General features: G+C 59.9%; 20 protein-coding genes. 11 read left to right on the top strand and 9 right to left on the bottom strand.

The window, feature by feature from the left end; genetic code table 11:
• Window position 1 precedes the first annotated feature (1 nt).
• The 10 genes from JNB91_RS07770 to JNB91_RS07725 all read left to right on the top strand — a co-directional run bounded on the left by JNB91_RS07770 (window position 2) and on the right by JNB91_RS07725 (window position 11,175).
• The gene (locus JNB91_RS07770; protein ID WP_346269289.1) at window positions 2-1,087 is read left to right on the top strand and encodes a DUF2218 domain-containing protein; all 1,086 of its coding nucleotides are present in this window, start codon (window positions 2-4) and stop codon (window positions 1,085-1,087) included.
• A 71-nt stretch (window positions 1,088-1,158) separates the two neighbouring features.
• On the top strand, window positions 1,159-2,001 hold the full coding sequence (gene ygfZ / locus JNB91_RS07765; RefSeq protein WP_220324955.1) for a CAF17-like 4Fe-4S cluster assembly/insertion protein YgfZ: 843 nt from the start codon (window positions 1,159-1,161) through the stop codon (window positions 1,999-2,001).
• A 32-nt stretch (window positions 2,002-2,033) separates the two neighbouring features.
• Window positions 2,034-2,615 (top strand): YfbR-like 5'-deoxynucleotidase, encoded by a 582-nt coding sequence (locus JNB91_RS07760; RefSeq protein ID WP_220325212.1) that lies wholly within the window; start codon window positions 2,034-2,036, stop codon window positions 2,613-2,615.
• Window positions 2,612-3,127, top strand: a complete 516-nt coding sequence (locus JNB91_RS07755) for a tyrosine phosphatase family protein (RefSeq protein WP_220324954.1) — start codon at window positions 2,612-2,614, stop codon at window positions 3,125-3,127. The genes JNB91_RS07760 and JNB91_RS07755 overlap by 4 nt, the downstream gene beginning before the upstream one ends.
• Before the next feature lie 129 nt (window positions 3,128-3,256).
• Complete coding sequence (locus JNB91_RS07750; RefSeq protein ID WP_220324953.1) at window positions 3,257-4,090, top strand: mechanosensitive ion channel family protein; 834 nt, start codon at window positions 3,257-3,259, stop codon at window positions 4,088-4,090.
• Between the two features lie 343 nt (window positions 4,091-4,433).
• Window positions 4,434-7,181: a DUF2339 domain-containing protein gene (locus JNB91_RS07745; RefSeq protein WP_220325211.1), complete on the top strand. Its 2,748-nt coding sequence runs from the start codon at window positions 4,434-4,436 to the stop codon at window positions 7,179-7,181.
• 2 nt (window positions 7,182-7,183) lie between these two features.
• A complete protein-coding gene (locus JNB91_RS07740; protein WP_220325210.1) occupies window positions 7,184-7,834 on the top strand; it encodes an HD domain-containing protein in 651 nt (216 codons plus the stop codon).
• Window positions 7,835-7,864: 30 nt separating this feature from the next.
• Entirely contained in the window at window positions 7,865-8,713 is an 849-nt protein-coding gene (locus JNB91_RS07735) for an MOSC domain-containing protein (protein WP_220324952.1), read from the top strand.
• 212 nt (window positions 8,714-8,925) lie between these two features.
• Entirely contained in the window at window positions 8,926-9,822 is an 897-nt protein-coding gene (locus JNB91_RS07730; protein WP_220324951.1) for a DMT family transporter, read from the top strand.
• A 114-nt stretch (window positions 9,823-9,936) separates the two neighbouring features.
• Window positions 9,937-11,175, top strand: coding sequence for an MFS transporter (locus JNB91_RS07725; protein ID WP_220324950.1), 1,239 nt, complete (start codon window positions 9,937-9,939; stop codon window positions 11,173-11,175).
• A 2-nt stretch (window positions 11,176-11,177) separates the two neighbouring features.
• On the opposite strand, the gene recO is transcribed toward JNB91_RS07725, so the two are convergent.
• A complete protein-coding gene (recO, locus tag JNB91_RS07720; RefSeq protein ID WP_220324949.1) occupies window positions 11,178-11,933 on the bottom strand; it encodes a DNA repair protein RecO in 756 nt (251 codons plus the stop codon).
• 282 nt (window positions 11,934-12,215) lie between these two features.
• Between recO and JNB91_RS07715 the strand changes: the two genes are divergently transcribed.
• Window positions 12,216-12,608, top strand: a complete 393-nt coding sequence (locus tag JNB91_RS07715) for a hypothetical protein (protein ID WP_220324948.1) — start codon at window positions 12,216-12,218, stop codon at window positions 12,606-12,608.
• A 55-nt stretch (window positions 12,609-12,663) separates the two neighbouring features.
• Here the strand turns inward: JNB91_RS07715 and JNB91_RS07710 are convergent, their stop codons facing one another.
• The 8 genes from JNB91_RS07710 to JNB91_RS07675 all read right to left on the bottom strand — a co-directional run bounded on the left by JNB91_RS07710 (window position 12,664) and on the right by JNB91_RS07675 (window position 19,544).
• Window positions 12,664-13,179, bottom strand: coding sequence for a PAS domain-containing protein (locus JNB91_RS07710; RefSeq protein ID WP_220324947.1), 516 nt, complete (start codon window positions 13,177-13,179; stop codon window positions 12,664-12,666).
• A gap of 227 nt (window positions 13,180-13,406) precedes the next feature.
• On the bottom strand, window positions 13,407-14,351 hold the full coding sequence (era, locus tag JNB91_RS07705) for a GTPase Era (protein ID WP_220324946.1): 945 nt from the start codon (window positions 14,349-14,351) through the stop codon (window positions 13,407-13,409).
• A 10-nt stretch (window positions 14,352-14,361) separates the two neighbouring features.
• Entirely contained in the window at window positions 14,362-15,072 is a 711-nt protein-coding gene (rnc, locus tag JNB91_RS07700) for a ribonuclease III (protein ID WP_220324945.1), read from the bottom strand.
• Complete coding sequence (gene lepB / locus JNB91_RS07695) at window positions 15,072-15,821, bottom strand: signal peptidase I (protein WP_220324944.1); 750 nt, start codon at window positions 15,819-15,821, stop codon at window positions 15,072-15,074. The genes rnc and lepB overlap by 1 nt, the downstream gene beginning before the upstream one ends.
• 88 nt (window positions 15,822-15,909) lie before the next feature.
• Window positions 15,910-16,350 carry a holo-ACP synthase gene (acpS, locus tag JNB91_RS07690; protein ID WP_220324943.1) on the bottom strand — a complete coding sequence of 147 codons (441 nt, stop codon included), beginning with the start codon at window positions 16,348-16,350 and terminating at the stop codon, window positions 15,910-15,912.
• A gap of 16 nt (window positions 16,351-16,366) precedes the next feature.
• Entirely contained in the window at window positions 16,367-16,891 is a 525-nt protein-coding gene (locus JNB91_RS07685; RefSeq protein ID WP_220324942.1) for a DUF2062 domain-containing protein, read from the bottom strand.
• A 284-nt stretch (window positions 16,892-17,175) separates the two neighbouring features.
• On the bottom strand, window positions 17,176-17,331 hold the full coding sequence (locus tag JNB91_RS07680) for a DUF3563 family protein (RefSeq protein WP_220324941.1): 156 nt from the start codon (window positions 17,329-17,331) through the stop codon (window positions 17,176-17,178).
• Window positions 17,332-17,600: 269 nt separating this feature from the next.
• Window positions 17,601-19,544 carry a methyl-accepting chemotaxis protein gene (locus JNB91_RS07675; RefSeq protein WP_220324940.1) on the bottom strand — a complete coding sequence of 648 codons (1,944 nt, stop codon included), beginning with the start codon at window positions 19,542-19,544 and terminating at the stop codon, window positions 17,601-17,603.
• Between the last annotated feature and the right edge of the window lie 88 nt (window positions 19,545-19,632).

Raw genomic sequence — 19,632 nt, 5'->3', positions numbered from 1 at the left:
CGTGAACGCAGCCTCATTTCCGCATCGGGAATTCGTCCTTACCGGCACGGCCATTCCTGTCGATGCCGAAGACATGCTTGCGGAGATCTGCGAGCATTTTGTCGACCATGCCGACGTATTTCGCGATGGCGATCATGTGACGCTGTCGAGCGAAATCGGCGAGGCCTATATTTCACGAGTGAGCGAGCAGCTCGACATCAAGCTTGCCTGTTCGACCGAAGACATGCTGTCGATGACGCGTGGTATCATTGCCGAACATCTTTTCATGTTTGCCGGCGACGATCCGCTGACACTCGACTGGGCCGACCAGCCAAAGCCGGCCAAGCTTGCCAATCTCAGCGAGATCACCGTTGTTTCTGCAGAAAACATCACGCCACGGATGCGCCGGCTCACGGTCTCCTGCGCGGATACCGCCCGTTTTGATACGACCGAAGGCCTGCATGTGCGGCTGCTGATGCCTCCGAAGAGCCGCGAGCCGATCTGGCCAAAGACGCTTGCCGACGGGCGCATCGGCTGGCCGGAAGGCGATGATGAAATTGCTGTGCGCTATTACACCATCCGTAGCCTCGACCTCGAACGCTGCGAAATGGTGTTGGATTTCGTCGTGCATGAGGATTGCGGCAAGCGCATGCCGGGTGCCGAATTCGGCCTCAACGCACAGCCGGGAGACCGCGCCGCCCTGCTCGGCCCCGGTGCGGGCGGCATGCCGGACGCGAAAGATCTGTTGCTTGCCGGTGACGAGACGGCGCTGCCCGCAATCGCGCGGATGATCGAGCTGGCAACGCCCCGGATGAAGGTTCACGCGATCATCGAAGTTGCGGACAAGGCGGAAGAACAGGCACTTGCCTGCGCTGCCCATGAATTTTCGATCGAATGGCTGCATAGAAACGGCGCCGAACCGGGCACTGCCGGATTGCTGGAACCCGCCATTGCCGCAAGGCTTGCCACGCTCGGTGCGGAGACATTCGTCTGGGCGGCCTGTGAAAAGACCGAGGCGCAGGCGATCCGTGCGCGGTTGAAGGACAGCGGACTTGACCGGACGCGGATGACGTCGATCACCTATTGGCGTCGCGGCCATACGAACTGATCCGCCGCATCCGGCTTGCTCCGCTCGTCGCGAAGACTTATCTCCGTGATGAGTAGAGGGATTCCCGTTCCATGACCAAAGCCTATCTTCCGACACGCAGCCTGATCCGCATTTCCGGCAAGGATGCGCAGGATTTCCTGCATTCGCTGATTACCACCGATGTCGAGGGACTGCCGGAAGCCGAGGCTCGTCCCGGTGCGCTTTTGACACCGCAGGGCAAGATCCTGTTCGATTTCCTGATCTGGCGGGATGGCGAGGGTTTTGTCATCGAAACCGATGCCGGCCAGCGCGATGCGCTCGTCAAGCGGCTGACGATGTATAAGCTGCGCGCCGCAGTCGAACTCTTCGCTCTGCCGGAGGATGGCGTGACCGTGTTATGGGGTGACGAAGCCGATCAGGGTGCGATCGTCGATGGCGCATTTGCCAAGGCGGGGACCGCACTCTCCCGGACACCCGGCCGGCATACAGATGGCCCGGCAGAGGCCTATCAGGCGCTGAGGATTGCGGCCGGTCTCGTCGTTTCCGGCGAGGATTATGCCCTGCAGGATGCATTTCCACATGACATTCTGCTCGACAAAAATGGCGGGCTTTCCTTCCGCAAGGGTTGCTATGTCGGCCAGGAGGTCGTCTCGCGCATGCAGCATCGCGGCACTGCCCGCCGTCGTGTGGCGCATGTGGCGGCTGACGCCGCACTTCCGGCGGCCGGGACGGAGATCACGGCGAACGGAAAACCAGTCGGAACGCTCGGCTCGGTTTCGGACAGACGCGCACTTGCCATCGTGCGGATCGATCGGGTCGGTGATGCGGTCGCCAATGGCGTGCCGCTTCTGGCCGGTGACGTGCAGGTGACGATCGCGCTTCCCGAGTGGACAGGCCTGACCTTCCCTGCCGAAGCTGAAGGGGCAGAGACTTGAGCACCACGACCGGGGCACGTGCCTGGCAACGCATGCTGTCGGGGCGACGGCTCGATCTGCTCGATCCCTCGCCGCTCGATGTCGAGATTGCCGATATTGCCCACGGGCTTGCCCGCGTTGCGCGCTGGAACGGCCAGACACGCGGCGACCATGCATTTTCGGTCGCGCAGCATTGCCTTGTCGTCGAAGAAATCTTTCGTCGCTGCAACGAGGCTGCATCTGCCGATGCGTTGCAGATGACGCTTCTGCATGACGCGCCGGAATATGTGATCGGCGACATGATCTCTCCGTTCAAGTCGGTGGTCGGCGGTGGTTACAAGACGGTCGAGGCGCGGCTCGAAGCCGCCGTGCATATCCGCTTCGGCCTGCCGCCGCATGCAACCAAGGACTTGAAGGTGCTGATCAAGAAGGCTGACACGATCGCGGCCTATTTCGAGGCGACCGAGCTCGCCGGGTTTACCACAGCCGAGGCGCGCAAATTCTTCGGTCAGCCGCGCGGCATTACCCGCGAGATGCTGCCGCTCTCACCGCTCTCCGCCGTCGAGGCGCAGGCGCTGTTCATCGCCCGGTTCGAGGCAATCGAGGCAGAGCGGACGAAGGTGCTGGTTCCATGAGTTACATCGTCGTCTGCCCGCTTGCCAGCATAGCCGAAACCGCCGTTCGCCACGGCGCCAAGGAAATGGTCAGCCTCATTGCCGAGAAACAGGATTTTCACCGGCCGGGCGTCATCCGGGCCGAACGTCATTTGAAGCTGGCGATGAACGATATCGGCTTTGCCGGCACCGGCGGGCTGATTGCGCCGAGCGAGGCGCATGTGGCGCAACTGATCGACTTCGTGCGTGAATGGGATCAGTCGGCACCGCTTGTCGTGCATTGCTGGATGGGGGTTTCGCGCTCACCGGCGGCGGCCGTCATTGCCATTTTGGCGCTGCATCCAGAAGAGGACGATTTTGCGCTGGCAAGGCGTCTGCGCAAGGTGGCTCCCCATGCGACGCCGAATTCCAGACTGATTGAGATCGGCGACCGGATGTTAAAGCGCGAAGGCCGGCTGATTGCGGCGGTGAAGTCGATCGGCCGTGGTGCAGAAACGGATGGACGGGCCTTGTTTAAGATAGAAATACAATAAAAAACTTCGCCAATTAGTTGAATAATATGATATCTTTTTAAAACTAAAGAAAACCTGCCGCGATCGACTTGACCTCTCCACCCTTTGCGCCAATTACGAGCGCAAAGGAATAAAGGAGTTATTTACGGTATGGATCAGGCATCCGATTTTGTTGTCGCGACACAAACGGCGCTTGCCCAACTGACGGCTCTGGCCGTTCAATATTCCTTCTCCGTCATCGGCGCGATAATCCTGCTGGTGCTTGGCTGGCTGGTCGCGGGGCTGCTCAGCCGCTGGGTCTATAACGGCCTGTCGCGGATCAGCGGTATCGATGCGACGCTGTCGCAATTCTTCTCCAATATCGTTCGGTATGCGGCGCTTATCCTCGTTGTCGTCATGGTGCTGGGCCAGTTCGGCGTTCAGACGGCTTCGATCCTTGCCGCACTCGGCGCGATCGGCTTGGCCGTCGGCCTGGCGCTGCAAGGCACGCTGCAGAATATTGCCGCCGGCATCATGCTGCTCGTGCTGCGCCCCTTCCGTGTCGGCGAGACCATCGAGACGGGATCCGTCACCGGCACGATCGTCGATGTGGGACTGTTTGCGACCGAGTTGAAGACTGCCGAGGGCGTCTATCGGCTGGCGCCGAATTCCACCCTGTGGAACGTCCCGATCACCAATTACAGCCGTCTTTCCAGCCGCCGCCACGAGATCACCATCTCGATCGGCGCGGATGAGAATGTCGATGTGACGGAGAGCAAGCTCATCAATCTGGCGGCGTCAGACAAGCGTGTGCTGAAGTCCCCCGCCCCTACCGCCTTCATTTCCGATTTCGATGCCGGCAGCGCCAAGATCACCCTGCGCTACTGGATCGGCAGCAAGCAGTGGTGGGAGGTGAGCCGCGACATGACCAAGGCCGTCAAGCTCGCCTTTGGCAAAGAACCGGAAACCGAGGCGGCGCAGTCCTCCGAGGAGGTTACGGTCTAACAGAGATCCCTATCCATCGTTGTTGCGTGGCAGAGTACCGGTGAGAGCGGACCTCCGTGGCCCTTATGGGTGCGGACGAGCCGGAGCCAGGCGCAGATGATGGCAAGGATGTATCGGGTCCGGTTACGAGGACCGGACCCGATACCTTTTGGATCGATCCGATCCCGCTGAAATCCATTTGACGACCGTCATTCTCCAGACAGCCATGTTCAAGATGCGCCAGATCAGGTCATGGCCTGTGGAAGGTGAGTTGTGGCCCTTTTTTCCAAAAGCCGTTCCTCTACATTGAGCTGGCTGGCTTCTGCGACATTTTCGCGCCGGCTTGAGGGGAGTAAACGTGTTCCTGATCGATATCCTGCTGGTCATCCTTGTGTTCTATCTGGTGTCGCAGAACCGGAAAGTGTCTGCCCGCGTCGACGGGGTGGAGAGAGAGCTCGCGGCGCTCAGGCAGATGATTGCCGAAGGCGGTTTCGACCCGACGGCTGCACCACGGGCGATGCGTGAAGAGGCTGCACAGGCAGTGCTCGACGAGATCAAGGGCGAGGAGCCGACAGCCCGGCCCGACACTGCATTGCCCGCACGAACGGGCGAGGAAATCGCCGAGCCGGCCGCGCCTGACTTCAAGGACGCAGAGCCTGTATCGGAGCCTTCTCGCCCGATCCGGGAAAAGCCGTCGCGGGAAAATCTCGAAAGTTATCTCGGTGCGCGCTGGCCGGTCTGGGTCGGCGGCGTAGCGCTGGCCTTTGGCGGCATTTTTCTCGTGCGCTATTCGATCGAAGCCGGGCTTCTTGGTCCCGCGGCACGGCTGACGCTGGCGTCATTGTTCGGCCTGTTGCTGATGGCAGGTGGCGAGATCGTGCGTCGCCGCGCGCTGCCGAAGATTTCCGAGCTTTACGCCAATGCGATGATCCCCGGCGCGCTGACGGCAGCCGGCGCGGTGACGCTGCTTGGAACCGTGTTTGCCGCCTATGCCTTTTACGAATTCATCGGCTCGGGCACGGCATTCGTGCTTCTGGCGTTGGTCTCTTTCGCGGTAATTGCGCTGTCGCTTCTGCATGGGCAGGCGCTTGCGGGTCTTGGCCTGCTCGGTTCGCTCGTGACGCCGGTGCTGGTGACGACGGATGAACCTAATGTCAACGCTCTGTTCCTCTTCCTCGGCGTCACGTGGCTTGCGGTCAATGCCGCCTCGCGCATCCGCCGCTGGACGGTCGTTCCGATGCTTGCCAATATCGGCACCGGGCTTTGGGTTCTCGCTTATGCGGCGATCGGCGTGGGCTTCGATCCCGCTCCTCCGGCGCTCATCATGCTCGTCATGATCGCCGGCACCATCTTCCTCTGGCCCGGACAGCACTATGCCGAAGCCCGCAAGGACGGCTGGAAGGCGCTTTTGAAACGGCCGCCACTGAAGATCACGCTGTCGCTGTCGATCATGATCATGCTCGGCGCGCTGGCGACGGTCGCGGGCGGAGCGTCGATCGGGATCGATCCGCAATTCGCCTTCCTTGCGGTGACGGCGGCGCTTGCCGCTTTCGGCGCGGGCCGTGCCTATGCGTTCTGGCCGACGGTGATTTCGGCCGGAGGTGCGGTGCTCGGCACATTCGTCATCGCGCTATCGCTGCTCGATTATATCGCGCCGGAAGGCTTGGACGGCACACCGACCCCGCTTCCGCTTTCCGGTAACGAGATCGCAGTCAGCCTGCTGCTCGGCGCGATCTTCACCCTTCTCGGCTTTATCTTCCTGAAGCGATTCCGCCGCGAGGAGCGAGAATTTTCGATCGTCTGGGCCGTGCTGATGGGGGCGATGCCGGTAACACTCGGTTTCATCTCCTTTCTCAACTTCGGCAATTTCTTCCGCGACTGGACGCATGGGTTTTATGGGATCGCGATCGGTGCGGCTCTTATTGCGGCTGCCGAATGGCTGTTCCGCAGAAATGAGGACGAGGCTGCGGACAGTATAGACTGGCCGGCCAATCTAGCTGTCGCCGGCTCATTCGCTGGCTTCACGCTGGCGCTGCATGCACTGACTAATGGTATCGTGACGACCATTCTCGTCTCGGTGCTCGGTTTTGCCTATCTGCTTGCCATGCGCGTCCGGACATGGCCGGCGCTGCCCTGGATGATGGCGGCGGCGATCATCATCGTTTTCGGCCGCATCGCCTGGGAACCGACGTTGATCGGCGCCAACAGCCTTGGCACGACGCCGTTCTTCAATGCGCTTCTCGCCGGTTACGGCATTCCGACGCTGCTCGCCATCGTCTCCGCCTGGCTGCTGCGCGGTTCTTCCGATTTCCGCGTGCGCAACATCATGCAGGCGCTCGCCTCGCTCTCAGTGCTGATTACGATTGCGGTTCTCGTGCATCATGCGATGAATGGCGGCAAGCTTTCCGGCGATGTGCCGACGCTTGGGGAACAGTCGATCTATACGCTGATCACGATCGGATTCTCGGGCATATTGATGACGCTCGATGCGAAATCCCCCTCGCCGGTCTTCCGCTTCGGCTCGATGATTGCCGGCGTGGTGGCGACCGCGAATGTGCTTTCGCTGCATGTGTTCGCCCTCAACCCGTTCTTCTCGGGCGAGGACACCGGGCCTTGGCCTTTCGTCAACCTGCTGTTGCTCGGTTATCTCCTTCCGGCTCTGGCTTACGCGCTTGTTGCCTATCTGGCGCGCGGACGGCGGCCGGTGCCTTATGTGGCGATGCTCGCCGTCTCGGGCGCCGTGCTCGGTTTCCTGTGGGCGACGCTTTCGGTGCGGCGCTTCTGGCAGGGCATCAACATTGCCGACTGGAAGGGTTTTCTTCCCGGCGAAACCTATACCTATTCGGTCGTCTGGCTGGTCATCGGCGTCGGGCTTCTGGTGCTCGGCTCGAAACTCGACGCCAAGGGCATAAGGCTGGCATCCGCGGGACTGGTGCTGATCGCGGTGTTGAAAGTGTTCCTGATCGACATGTCGAACCTCGAAGGAATACTCAGGGCGCTTTCCTTCATCGGGCTTGGCGCGGTGCTGATCGGGATCGGGCTTTTCTACCAGCGGATATTGGTAAAGAAGAGCGATGAACCTGATGCCGATTCCAAGGAAAGCACTGCATGACACTGACCCTCGCCGCCGCGTTTGCCCCTTACGAAGAGCTGGCGCGGCAGCTTATTCCGCACGCAACCGATAGCGACGACGGAAGCCACGACATCGCGCATATCCTGCGGGTGTTCAGGAATGCGATGCGCATCCATGCGAAGGAAGGCGGCAATCGAGAGGTTCTGGCCGCTGCCGTGCTGCTGCATGATTGCGTGGCGGTGGAGAAGAATTCTCCCTTGAGAGCGCAGGCCTCCCGGCTTGCGGCGGAAAAGGCGAGCGCGATTCTCGCCGGGATGGGCTGGGAGAGACAGGCCATCGAAGCGGTCACACATGCCATCACAACCCATTCTTTCTCAGCCAACATCCCACCCGAAACGCTGGAGGCGAAGATCCTGCAGGATGCGGACCGGCTGGATGCAATCGGCATGGTGGGAGCGGCGCGCTGTTTCTATATTGCAGGACGGATGGCATCCGGTCTTTATGACCCGGTTGACCCTCTTGCCAAGGAACGCCCGCTGGACGACAAGAATTTTGCAATCGACCATTTCGAGGTAAAGCTGTTCAAACTCGCCGATGGTTTTCAAACCGAGGCAGGGCGGGCGCTGGCCGGGGAGCGGCACGAACGGTTAAAACAGATAAGAGACCTGTTCCTGGACGAGATACAGGGATGAGGTCCGGGAACAGGATTTGAGGACGAAACGATGAAAGTCGCGGAACTGAATTTCTATCCATTGAAGAGCGGCCGCGGCATCTCGCTGAATGAGGCGGTGATCTCTGCTGCCGGCATTCCCGGCGACCGGCAGATGATGGTGGTCGATCCGTCCGGCCAGTTCATCACCCAGCGGGAATTGCAGGAGCTGGCGCAGGTGGTAGTCGAACCCCGCGATGTGGGCTACCGGTTTGCGGTTGAGGGTAAGGGCGAGATCCTGGTTGCTGTTCCGCCCGCCGATCGACGCATGGATGTCGTGGTGTGGAAATCTCCCGTCAGCGCAGCAGTTGTGGATGACGGCGCCAATGCCATCCTTTCCACCTGGCTGGGTCGCGAGGTGAAGCTCGTGTTTTTCGACAAGATCGCCGAGCGCATGGCAAGTGCCGAGTGGGCGGGACCGGATACGCCGGTGACCTTTGCCGATGGTTATCAGGTGCTCGTCACCACGACCGGATCGCTTGCGGCGCTCAACGCCGACATGGCGAAGAACGGTGAAGGAGCAGTCGGCATGGATCGGTTCCGGCCGAATATCGTGCTCGACCATGACGGAGCCTGGGACGAAGACAACTGGGAGGGGATCGAGATCGGAGGTATCCGCTTCGATTTCGTCAAACCCTGCGCCCGCTGCATCATGACCACGCAGGACCAGCAGACCGGTTCACGCGAAGGCCCTAGCCCGATCCCGGCAATGGGCCGTATCCGCATGTCGGGAGACAGGCGTGTGCCCGGCCCGCTTTTCGGCTGGAATGCCGTGCCACGCGGCGAAGGAACTGTCCGCGTCGGCGATGCCGTGACGATTACCGGCATGCGCGATGCCTGGGCGATCAAGCGGCGGGCCTGAAACCGCTTAAGCGGTCCAATTTCCATGATCGAGCGTACCAAGGGCGGCGACGCGGCCCTTGACGCATAGCTGCCATGCGCAATGGTGTGTTGTCGGCATGGCATGCTGGCGGTGAAAACGGTTTCATTCACAAATATCAAGATTCGGGCCTTGCGTTGTCATCATGCTTCCTAGGCGCTTTCTGACCGGAAAACGCTTAAGAGCATTTGTTCATGACACCACGCGCCCAAGGCCTCATCTTCGCATTGACCGCAGTCTCGATCTTCGCGGTGCAGGACGGGATTTCCAAACATCTCGGCCAGGCTTACCCGCCGGTCTTCGTGGCGATGATCCGCTACTGGTTTTTCGCGGTGTTCGTGCTGGCATTGGCGACCCGCAATCCGGGCGGCGTCAGGGAAACGGCCAAGAGCAACCGGCTTGTGCTGCAGATCATCCGAGGCGCACTTCTCGTCTTCCAGATCGTTGTGTCGATCTATTCCTTCGCAAATGTGGGGCTTGCCCAGACACACACGATCTTTGCCGCCGGGCCGCTGGTCGTTGCCTGTCTTTCCGTGCCATTGCTCGGCGAAACCGTGGGCTGGCGCCGCTGGGCCGCCATCGGCATCGGTTTTCTCGGCATTCTCATGATCATCGATCCGACGCATGCCACCTTCAACAGCAACATCTTCGTGCCGGTCGCATGCACCGTGATGTTCGCGCTCTATTCGGTTCTGACGCGGATGGTGAGCCGAACGGATACGTCACATACCAGCTTCTTCTATACCGGGATTGCCGGCGCAGTGGCGATCACGCTGATCGGGCCGTTCTACTGGACGACAATCACGCCCGACTACTGGTTCTGGATGCTGGCGCTGTGCATCACCGGCATGAGCGGCCACTATCTGCTCATCCGTGCCTTCGACGTGCTCGATGCCGTGGTCGTGCAACCGATCTTCTACCTGCAGACGGTACTGGTCTGCATCATCGGGACCTTCATCTTCGGTGAAGTGATGAGCTGGAACATGATTGCCGGCGGCGTCATCGTCATCGGCGCAGGCCTGTTCACCATCCTGCGCGAGGCGCAGCTCGGCAAGCGCCGCCCACCGGTACAGCCGCCGGGTTCGCTCTGAACCCTTTGACTGCCTGATCTTCATCAATTCGGCTGATGGATGACTTGCGCAAAAGTCGTTTCACCAACGCGTGATGAGAGTATATGAACGTCCTCTGGTTTCAGGAGGACACCCATGTCTCACGCCGCCCCCGCCTCTACCCGAGCGACGATGCCCTGGCTGATCATTTCGGCCGGCGCGCTGATCGCGCTTTTGACCTTCGGGCCGCGTTCGGCCATGGGTTTCTTCCAACTGCCGATGCTGGCCGACAGGCACTGGGATCGCACGACCTTCGGGCTTGCCATGGCGATCCAGAATCTTGCCTGGGGGCTGGGCCAACCGATCTTCGGCGCAATCGCCGACAGATGGGGCACCGGCCGGGTTTTGGCCTTCTCCGGCCTGCTCTACGCGGCCGGCCTGGCACTGATGTCGACGGCGCATTCGGAAAGCGTTCTGCATCTCTCCGGCGGCGTGATGGTGGGGCTTGCGGTCGGTGCCGGATCATTCGGCACCATTTTGTCCGCCTTCGCCCGTAACGTGACCCCGGAACAGCGGTCTTTGGCCTTTGGGATTGGAACAGCTGCCGGTTCTGCCGGCATGTTCCTGTTTGCACCCCTCAGCCAGGCCCTGATTTCCACCTATGGCTGGTCGGACAGTCTCGTCATCATGGCGGTGATGATGCTGGCGATCCCGCTTCTGGCCATTCCATTGCGCGGCAATTCAAGCTCAGGGACGCAGTCGCAGACCGCTTTCAAGCAAACCGCCGGTGAAGCCTTGAGGGAGGCATTCGGCCACAAGGGTTATCTGCTTCTGACCAGCGGCTTCTTCGTCTGCGGCTTTCAGGTCGCCTTCATCACTGCGCATTTCCCGGCCTATCTTCGCGATATCGGCATTGATGCCCGTTATGCGGTGATCGCGATGGCGCTGATCGGCTTCTTCAACGTCATCGGCTCTCTCTCGGCCGGCGTCATCGGCCAGCGTTATTCGAAGCCGTATTTCCTCGCCTATATCTATCTCGCCCGCTCGGTGGCGGTGACGGCCTTCCTGCTTCTGCCGCAGACGCCGCTTTCGGTGATCATCTTCGCCATCGTCATGGGACTGCTCTGGCTTTCCACCGTGCCACCGACGAACGGGCTGGTGGCGATCATGTTCGGCACGCGACATCTGGGCCTGCTGGGTGGTATCGTGTTCCTGTCGCACCAGGTGGGCTCGTTCCTCGGCGTGTGGATGGGCGGCACGCTCTATGACCGGCTCGGCTCCTACAACGCCGTCTGGTGGTTCGGCGTGGCGCTCGGCATCTTTGCCGCGATCGTTCACTGGCCGATCCAGGAAAAGCCGGTCGATCGGTCGGCAGCGATCCAGCCGGCAGAGTAAGGTCAGCCGGCCTGACGGTCAGCAGGAAGCGCTGAAAGCGCCTTCAATGCGGCCTGAACAAAGCCCTCGCGAGCATCGCCGGCGGTGATGCCACGCGGCTCGTAGACATGCCGGTGAAGAAAGAATTGAGTCAGCCGGAAGGCCGCCAGCATGCTTTCGCGGGTCGCAGCCGGTTTCGGCCCATCGCCCAGGAATGCAGGCAGCGCCAGCATGCGGTCGGCATAGGGTGCGCCCGCCTCGCCGCAGACGGCGCGTCCGCTTTTCGGCGAGACATATTTGAGGTTCTGCCGCACGCCGGTCGCCGCGCATTCGGTGAGATCCAGGCCGTAACCGAGATCATTCAGAACGGCCAGTTCGAACCGGACGAAGAGTTCACCCGCATCGGCAGGATCGTCCATCGTATCGAGAATGATATCGAGTGCATCGAAAAGATGCGGATGCGGATCGCGTTCGGGCAGAAGCCGCAGCAGCGCCCCCATGGCCTGCACGCCGTAGACGGCGGTGGCAGTTTCCATCAGCTTTGCGGCTCTGAGCCTTACCGGCTCGAGCTTCAACTCGCCCAGATGCTCGTCAAGCCTTGCACGCCAGACGGCCTCCACACGATTTCCCGGCTGCAGCACCGGCTGCATGGAGCGCGAGCGTCCGGAACGGACAAGCCCCAGATGGCGACCGCGCTCACGCGTCATCAGTTCGGCTATGACGCTGGTTTCGCCATGCCGCTTGACGCCGATGATGATCGCTTCGTCCTGCCACTGCATCGATACGTGAAGACCTTTCTGAACCGATTCAGTTCTACCGCATAAGTCGTTCAGATTGAATCGGTTTCCCTAAAGCACGTCGCGATCTTTCAGCGTTGCTTCCCGTGCTTTAGCTCCTTGTTTTTGCGCATGTCTTTCTCCCGAAACCGGGGACCACTTTCGGGAGACATGCTGGATCTGCGACAGATGTTGAAAAACTGCGATCTTGTGTCATCTCCCTTGGAACAAATTGACTGCCAGCGGAATTCTCTCGCCAAACAATATCGGGTTCAGGGAGTTCCCATGAGACATCTCGTTTTCGCCGCAGCCGTCGCATCTGCGGCCCTTGCCGGTTTGCTTCAGGCACAGCCGGCTGCGGCGCAATCACCGCAACTGGAACAGGCTTGCGTGGCGGTGGCAAAGAATTTTCTGCTGGTGCAGTCGATCAAGACCGGGATCGTGCAGTCCTTCCCGGAACTCGACCCGCCCGGCGCAAGACTGACCTATTCGACCCGCGAGGACGCCAAGCCGACCGACTATAACAACGAGATCGATTGCGAATTCGACAAGGCGACACCGCCTTTCGGGCTGGTGCGTTTCTGCATATCGAAAACCTGCTACGGCCCCGGTGAACAGGAGCCGGAGAACCGCCGTCGTTTCGAGGAAGTCAAAGCGTTGATGGCGCGGCAGAAATGATGATCGAAACCGGCGGTGGATCGAGCATACGCCGCCGGTTTTGGACGCTGATGGATCAATTATCGGCGCGGCGGCCGAGCGCTCCCAATGCCGATGTCAGGTATCGTTCTGCCAAGGCATGCCGACGACGCTTGGCGAGTTTCAGCGCTTCCATGCAATGCGATGCCAGTGGATCCGCTTCCTGAGCTTTCGCACCATTTTCCTCGGCCGTGACCAGACCTGTATAGATCGACGGCATTCCGTCACCATTGCGCAGGCAACGTCCCTGCCCGGTCACGACAATGCTTTTACCGGTCGGATGGCTGATCCTGTAAGTCTGAAAACACGGCTTTCCGGAGACGATGGTCTCATGCAATGCTTTGGCCACTCGCGGCATATCGTCCTCCGCGACATGCTTTATGACCTGCTCGATCGGGGCTCCGATCTCTAGCTCATGCGGCGGGATACCGTAGATGTAAGCGAAAACGCTGTCCGCGAAGACCTTGTTTTCGTTCAGATCCCAGCTGAAGAACCCAACAGCGTCCTTCAGATCCACGCCCTTGTCTCGTCCCATGTATGTGCTGGTGCCCATGCGGCTCGCAATCCCTGTGGCGCTTTTTTCATCCCTATTTGTCGCCAATATGAATCAGGCAGGCGACAAGGTCGATCAGAAGTCCACAGTTGCGTCGTGTCAAGTTCACCGCGCAGAGTTGTGCATATATATAGGATATATCACGTTTGCCTGTGGACTATTTTCATCCAGATCGGGCACCGGCTTTAGAAATCAAGGGCACGGACAACGAGAAATCCGTGAGCTGATCAACCCTTGGGGAATTCCAGGCCCATTTCACGGAAGCGTTCCGGGTCGTCGCCCCAGTTTTCGCGAACCTTGACGAAGAGGAAAAGATGCACCGGCTGTTCGAGGATTTCGGACAGTTCCTTGCGGGATGCGCTGGAGATTGCCTTGATCGCCTCGCCGCCCTTGCCGAGCGCAATCTTCTTCTGACTGTCGCGTTCCACATAGATGACCTGCTCGATGCGAACCGAGCCGTCCTTGCGCTCTTCCCACTTTTCCGTCTCGACGTGAGACGCATAGGGCAGTTCCTGATGCAGGCGCAGGAACAGCTTTTCACGGGTGATTTCGGCCGCGAGCTGACGCATCGGCAGGTCGGAAATCTGGTCTTCCGGATAATACCACGGGCCTTCCGGCAGGGTCGTTGCGAAGTAATCCATCAGGTCGTCGCAACCGGAGCCGGTGGTGGCCGAGATCATGAAGGTACGCTCGAACTCAACCTTTTCGTTGGCAGCGGCAGCGAGTGCCAGAAGGTCCTCGCGCTTGACCTGGTCGATCTTGTTCAGAAGCAGGATTTTGGGCTGACGGACTTCCTTGAGGCCTTCGAGGATCGTCTCCGCATCGCCGCGAATACCGCGCTCGCTATCGATCAGCAGTGCGATGACGTCGGCATCCTTGGCACCGCCCCAGGCGGTGGTAACCATCGCGCGGTCGAGCCTGCGGCGCGGCTTGAAGATACCGGGCGTGTCCATGAAAACGATCTGGGCATTGTCGTGAATGGCGATGCCGCGCACGATGGCGCGCGTCGTCTGCACCTTGTGGCTGACGATCGAGACCTTGGCACCGACGAGCCGGTTGACCAGCGTCGACTTGCCAGCATTGGTGGCGCCGATCAGGGCGACGAAGCCGGAATGGGTCGGGCCGCCGGCTGCTTTATTGTCTTCGCCGGCGATGTTGTGGTCTTCAGTCATATCGGTCCAATCAATCCTGACTCTTCGGCCAGATGCCCTCGCGTTCGAGGAGCTTCGTTGCGGCAACCTGTTCGGCTGCCCGTTTCGACCGGTCGGTGCCGGTTTCGGGCGCGACGCCCTTGATTTCCACCGTCACCGTGAAGCGCGGATCATGATCCGGTCCGGAGCGATCGTCCACCCTGTAGGATGGGGTCGTGGCGAATTTTGCATGCGCCCATTCCTGCAGTTCGGTCTTGGCGTCACGTCGTGCCGCATCGGGTTTGCTTGCCCGATCCTTCCAGTAACGCAGGATGAAGGCGCGGGCAACTTCCAGACCACCATCAAGATAGAGCGCGGCAATGAGGCTTTCCACCACGTCGGCACGCACGTTCAGCATGCGCTTGCCGGTCAATTTCTTGACGTCGGCGCCGGTGCGGATGAAGCGGTGCAATTCCAGCTCATCGGCAACGATGGCGCAACTGTCGGCGCTGACCAACTGGTTGAGGCGCACGGAAAGTTCCCCCTCTTCCGCCGAACGGAAGGTGGTGAACAGGAGTTCGGCGACACACAGGCCAAGCACGCGGTCGCCCAGAAACTCGAGACGTTCGTAGTTGGCATTCTTGGCGGTGCCGGTGCTGGCATGGGTCAGCGCCCGGTCAAGCCACTGCTTGTCGGCGAAGACATGGCCGATCACCGTTTCCAGCTGACCCCGCTCATCCGCCGACAAAGGTTTCATTTTCATCAGTTAACGCCCTTGAACAGACGATCCCAGCGCATGTTGGCCGGCCATTTCCAGATTTCGCGGAACGAGGTGTCGTTGCCGAGCGAGAAGAAGATGACGCTGGCGCGGCCAACGAGATTTTCCGCCGGGACGAAGCCGACGTCGAAGCGGCTATCCAGAGAGTTGTCGCGGTTGTCGCCCATGAAGAAATAATGGTCGGCCGGGACGGTGAATTCCGGCGTGTTGTCGCCGCGCGAGTTCTGAATCTGGTCGAGCGTGTCGTAGGTCTTGCCGGTATCGAGCGTTTCGCGGAAGACCGGGACATTGGCACCCGGATCAAGACGATAATCCGAGGTGAAGCTGCCGTCTGCCTGCTTGGGCACGGCCTGACCGTTGATATAGAGAATGCCGTCGCGCATCTGGACCTTGTCGCCCGGCAGGCCGATCAGACGCTTGATATAGTCGATGTCAGGCTGCTGCGGCAAACGAAAGACGATGACATCGCCGCGCTTTGGCTCGCTGAACTGCAGGACACGGCCGTCAAACACGTCCGGCGAAAAGGGCAGCGAGTATTTGGAATAGCCGTAAGCAAATTTGTTGACGAAGATGTAGTCGCCGACCAGCAGGGTCGGCATCATCGAGCCGGACGGGATTGTGAAGGGCTGGAACAGAACCGTACGGATGACCATGGCAAGCAGCAGGGCCTGGACAATGACCTTGATGTTTTCCCAAAGGGCATTCGGCTGCTTCGTCTCGGCGTTATCGGACACGTCAAAAATCTTTCTATCTCGGGGCGAGTGGCTGAACTGTCTAAACGCTTAGCCAAGCTGCGGCAATGGTGGTGAGATTACTAAACCTTCATGGTTCGCGCGAAGCGACCTTTTCGGCATGACCTTCAGGGGATACCGGCCTGGCCTCGATGATCACGAAGGCCTGGGCATAGGGGTATTCATCGGTGATGGTGAGGTGGATGACGGCTTCATGGGCTGCGGGCATGAGTTCGGCCAGCCGCTCGCCGGCACCGCCGGTCAGCACCATGGTAGGCTTGCCACTGGGCAGGTTGACGACGCCCATGTCCTTCCAGAACACGCCATTGGCAAGGCCAGTGCCGAGCGCCTTCGAACAGGCTTCCTTGGCAGCAAAACGCTTTGCGTAGGATTCCGCCCTGTTCTTGCGCCGCTCGGATTTGGCGCGCTCGATTTCGGTGAAACAGCGATGGGTAAAACGTTCGCCGAAGCGTTCGATCGATTTTTCCACGCGCCTTATGTCGATGAGGTCGCTCCCCATGCCGATAATCATCAAGCCAATCCCATGCTCAAATTGCCGATCCGGTTTCGGCTGACTTGAGGTGTCTTGCCCGTTCCGTCAAGCGGCTGATGCGACGATTACGGAAACCGCGCACGGCAAGATAGGTCAGGACGTAGAAGAAAAGCGCGCAAGCGAGGCCGAGCGGCAATGAGCCAACCAGCATCGGCTCGAGCACCGGACGCCATAACTGCGAGAGATCCAGGTGAGCAAACAGTGCTTCAAGGTCGATATGGCGTGAGGTCGGTTCGGCACCGAGCATGAATTGGCCGACTTCCCAAGTGAGCGGCCAGATGATCGGACAGGTCAGGGGATTTGCGAATGTGGTGCCGATGGCGGCCGCAATCATGCTGCCGCCCAAAAGCCAGGCGATCGGAATAGCAAACAGGACGTGGAAACCGAGAAACGGTGTCCATGCGCTCAGCACGCCGACCGCAACTCCGGCAGCCATTGCGTGCGGAGAGCCGCCGATGCGCATCACCTTGAGGCGATAATAGCCAAGCATGCGGCGAAAACCTCTCTTCGGGACGAACATCCCGAAAAGCCTCTGACGCAGGGAAAGAGGAGTACGGCGGCGAAACGGCATCTGGTCAACCTGTCCCAATCGATCCGGGCAGGGCCGGCCTCTTTGGCTATATTATCACGCGATACTATAGCGGAAGCCGATAATCGTGTCGTTTTTTGGGATATTATCAACGACAGACAGCGCTGGCGCGGAAATCGCGACCTATATCACCGGTGAGACGGCTGCCCTCACCTTCCTGAGTGCCAAAGGCGATGGCCGATGGCACTGCGACTTAAGCGGTTAAACCCGACTTTTTAGAAACCGGACTTGCGGAACAGGCCGCGATCAACCTGGCGCATGCGATATTCGAGGTCGATACGATCACGGCTTTCGTTGAGATATGCCATCTCGCGATCCTGGGTCGAAGGAACGCGGAAGTTGCGTGCAAACTTGCGGACTGTGTCAAACATGGTCTTATCTTTCGTTCGGATTACTGTGTTGTTGCTAAAATACGATGTCCTGATCTCTTTTACCAACGCCAACCCAGCGACACAGACTTGCTCCCAACGCATGGCAGCAGCATTGATTACCGTCAAATCTGCGAAGCACGGTGTGAAAAGAGTATCCAGCGAACAAGATTGCTCAAAAAAGAACCGCGAAAGCCGGTGAGCTTTCGCGGTTGGACATATCGTCGCAGGCAAGGGCCCGAAGCGCCCTCACCCCATATCAGGCCGGAAAATCAGAACTCTTCCCAGCTGTCGTTCTTGAGAGCCGCGTTGCCGGAGAAGGCTCCAGCCAGCTTGCGGCCGAGCGCGCGTGCCGGCGAGGCGGCGGGAGCTTCGCCCGGCTGGGCGGCGCGTGCCGGTCTCTGCGGCTGACTTGTCGGACGTTCCGCCGAAACGCTCTCCAGCTTGAACTGGCCAAGCAATGCGTTGAGCGAGGCGACATCGCGGGCAAGTCCATGGCTTGCGGCAGTCTGCTCTTCGACCATGGCAGCATTCTTCTGCGTGTCCTGGTCCATCGTGTTGACCGCGGTGTTGATCTGCTGCAGGCCGGAAGACTGTTCCTGCGCGCTTTCGACAATCGCAGTCACGTGGCGGTTGATCTCCTGGACTTCCGACACGATCATTTCGAGTGCCTTGCCGGTCTCGCCGACCAGATGCACGCCACTCTGGACCTGATGGTTGGAGGCGGTGATCAGCGTCTTGATCTCCTTGGCGGCATTGGCCGAACGCTGCGCCAGTTCACGCACTTCCTGCGCCACGACAGCAAAGCCCTTGCCGGCTTCACCCGCACGCGCAGCTTCGACGCCGGCGTTGAGCGCCAGAAGGTTGGTCTGGAAGGCGATGTCATCAATCACACCGATGATATTGCCGATCTCTCCGGACGATTTTTCGATCGCTTCCATGGCCTTGACGGCATTGTGGACGACCTCGCCGGATTTTTCCGCGCCCTGGCGGGTGCGGGCGACAAGCGTCCCGGCTTCGGCAGCGCGATTGGCGGCATCCTTGACGGTCGTGGTGATCTCTTCGAGTGCTGCCGCGGTCTCTTCGACGGATGCAGCCTGCTGTTCAGTGCGCTTGGCGAGATCATCGGCAGCCGAGCGGATCTCCGCCGATCCGGCCTCGATACTGCGGGCATTTTCCGCGACCTGTTCCAGCGCTCCCTGCAGCTTGGAGGCTGAGGCGTTGAAATCGTTGCGGACACTGTCGAGCGCTGCGGTGAACGGCTGTTCGATGCGATAGGCAACATTGCCGTTGGAGAGTTCGCTCAGAGCCGCTGCGAGATTTTCGACCGCGAAGGTTACATTTGCGGCCTCCTGTGCCGTGACTTCGTCGCGGTCCAGGCGTTCCTTTTCCGACAGAACACGGTTGTCCTCGGCTTCCTGACGGAGCCGCTGGCGGTCGATAGCATTGCTGCGGAAGACAGCCACAGTCTGGGCCATCTGTCCAATTTCATCCTTGCGATCGAGACCATCGATCTCCGCTTCCTGTTCGCCGGCAGCAAGTGCGGCCATCCGGTTACTCAGCCGGGTCATAGGCGTGGTGACCCCCTTCTGGGCGATAACGAGGGCAATGACGATAGCAATCAGATTGCCGGCAAGCATGCCGATGACGGCAAAAAGAATGTTGGAACTGACCTGAGCAGACAGTGTCTCGGCGCCATTCTTGATGAGGTCGGCCATGGCGGCATTGTTGGCGCCGGATTTTGCCGACAGATCGATCGTCAACTGCTCAAGACGTTGCGACATGGCATCGAACTTGGCCTTGTCATCGGTTGCATGCGCCGTAATCATCTCACCGCCAACCGACTTGACCGCGTCAAAGCCGACGAGAAGCTCATCGATTGCTGCGGTGCGGCTCGGCACCAGGGCCGGGATCTGCGCCAGGCGTGCGCGTGCACCGGTCATCTCATTGCTGAAGCGGGCTGCAAATTCGGTGAACTTGTCCGACTGGGGGTCCTGATCGACGGTTCGATTGAGCCAGTTGATCGCCGTCCACATGCCGGCAGCGCCTCGCGGGCCGAAGGTCGCGGCATTGCTCTCGTTCTGGAGGAAGCTGAAATAGGTTTCGTTAGCGGCATAGAAGCGCTCTATCGTGAACGCCAAACCTGCCAGCGAGATAACGTTCAGGACGGCAATCGCCATCAAAAACTTGGTTCTAATCTTTAAATTCTTGAGCATCGGATACCTCCACAACGCGATGAACCCAGCACATCGAGCCGACAGCCGGAGGCTCTCGGATACACGATGGGCAGATCTATTTGCTGCA

It is taken from the genome of Aliirhizobium wenxiniae, assembly GCF_019511445.1.
GTDB classification, from domain to species: Bacteria; Pseudomonadota; Alphaproteobacteria; order Rhizobiales; family Rhizobiaceae; genus Neorhizobium; species Neorhizobium wenxiniae_A.
The sequence above is the reverse complement of the archived record's forward strand: the minus strand, read 5'-3'. Positions and strand labels throughout refer to the sequence as shown.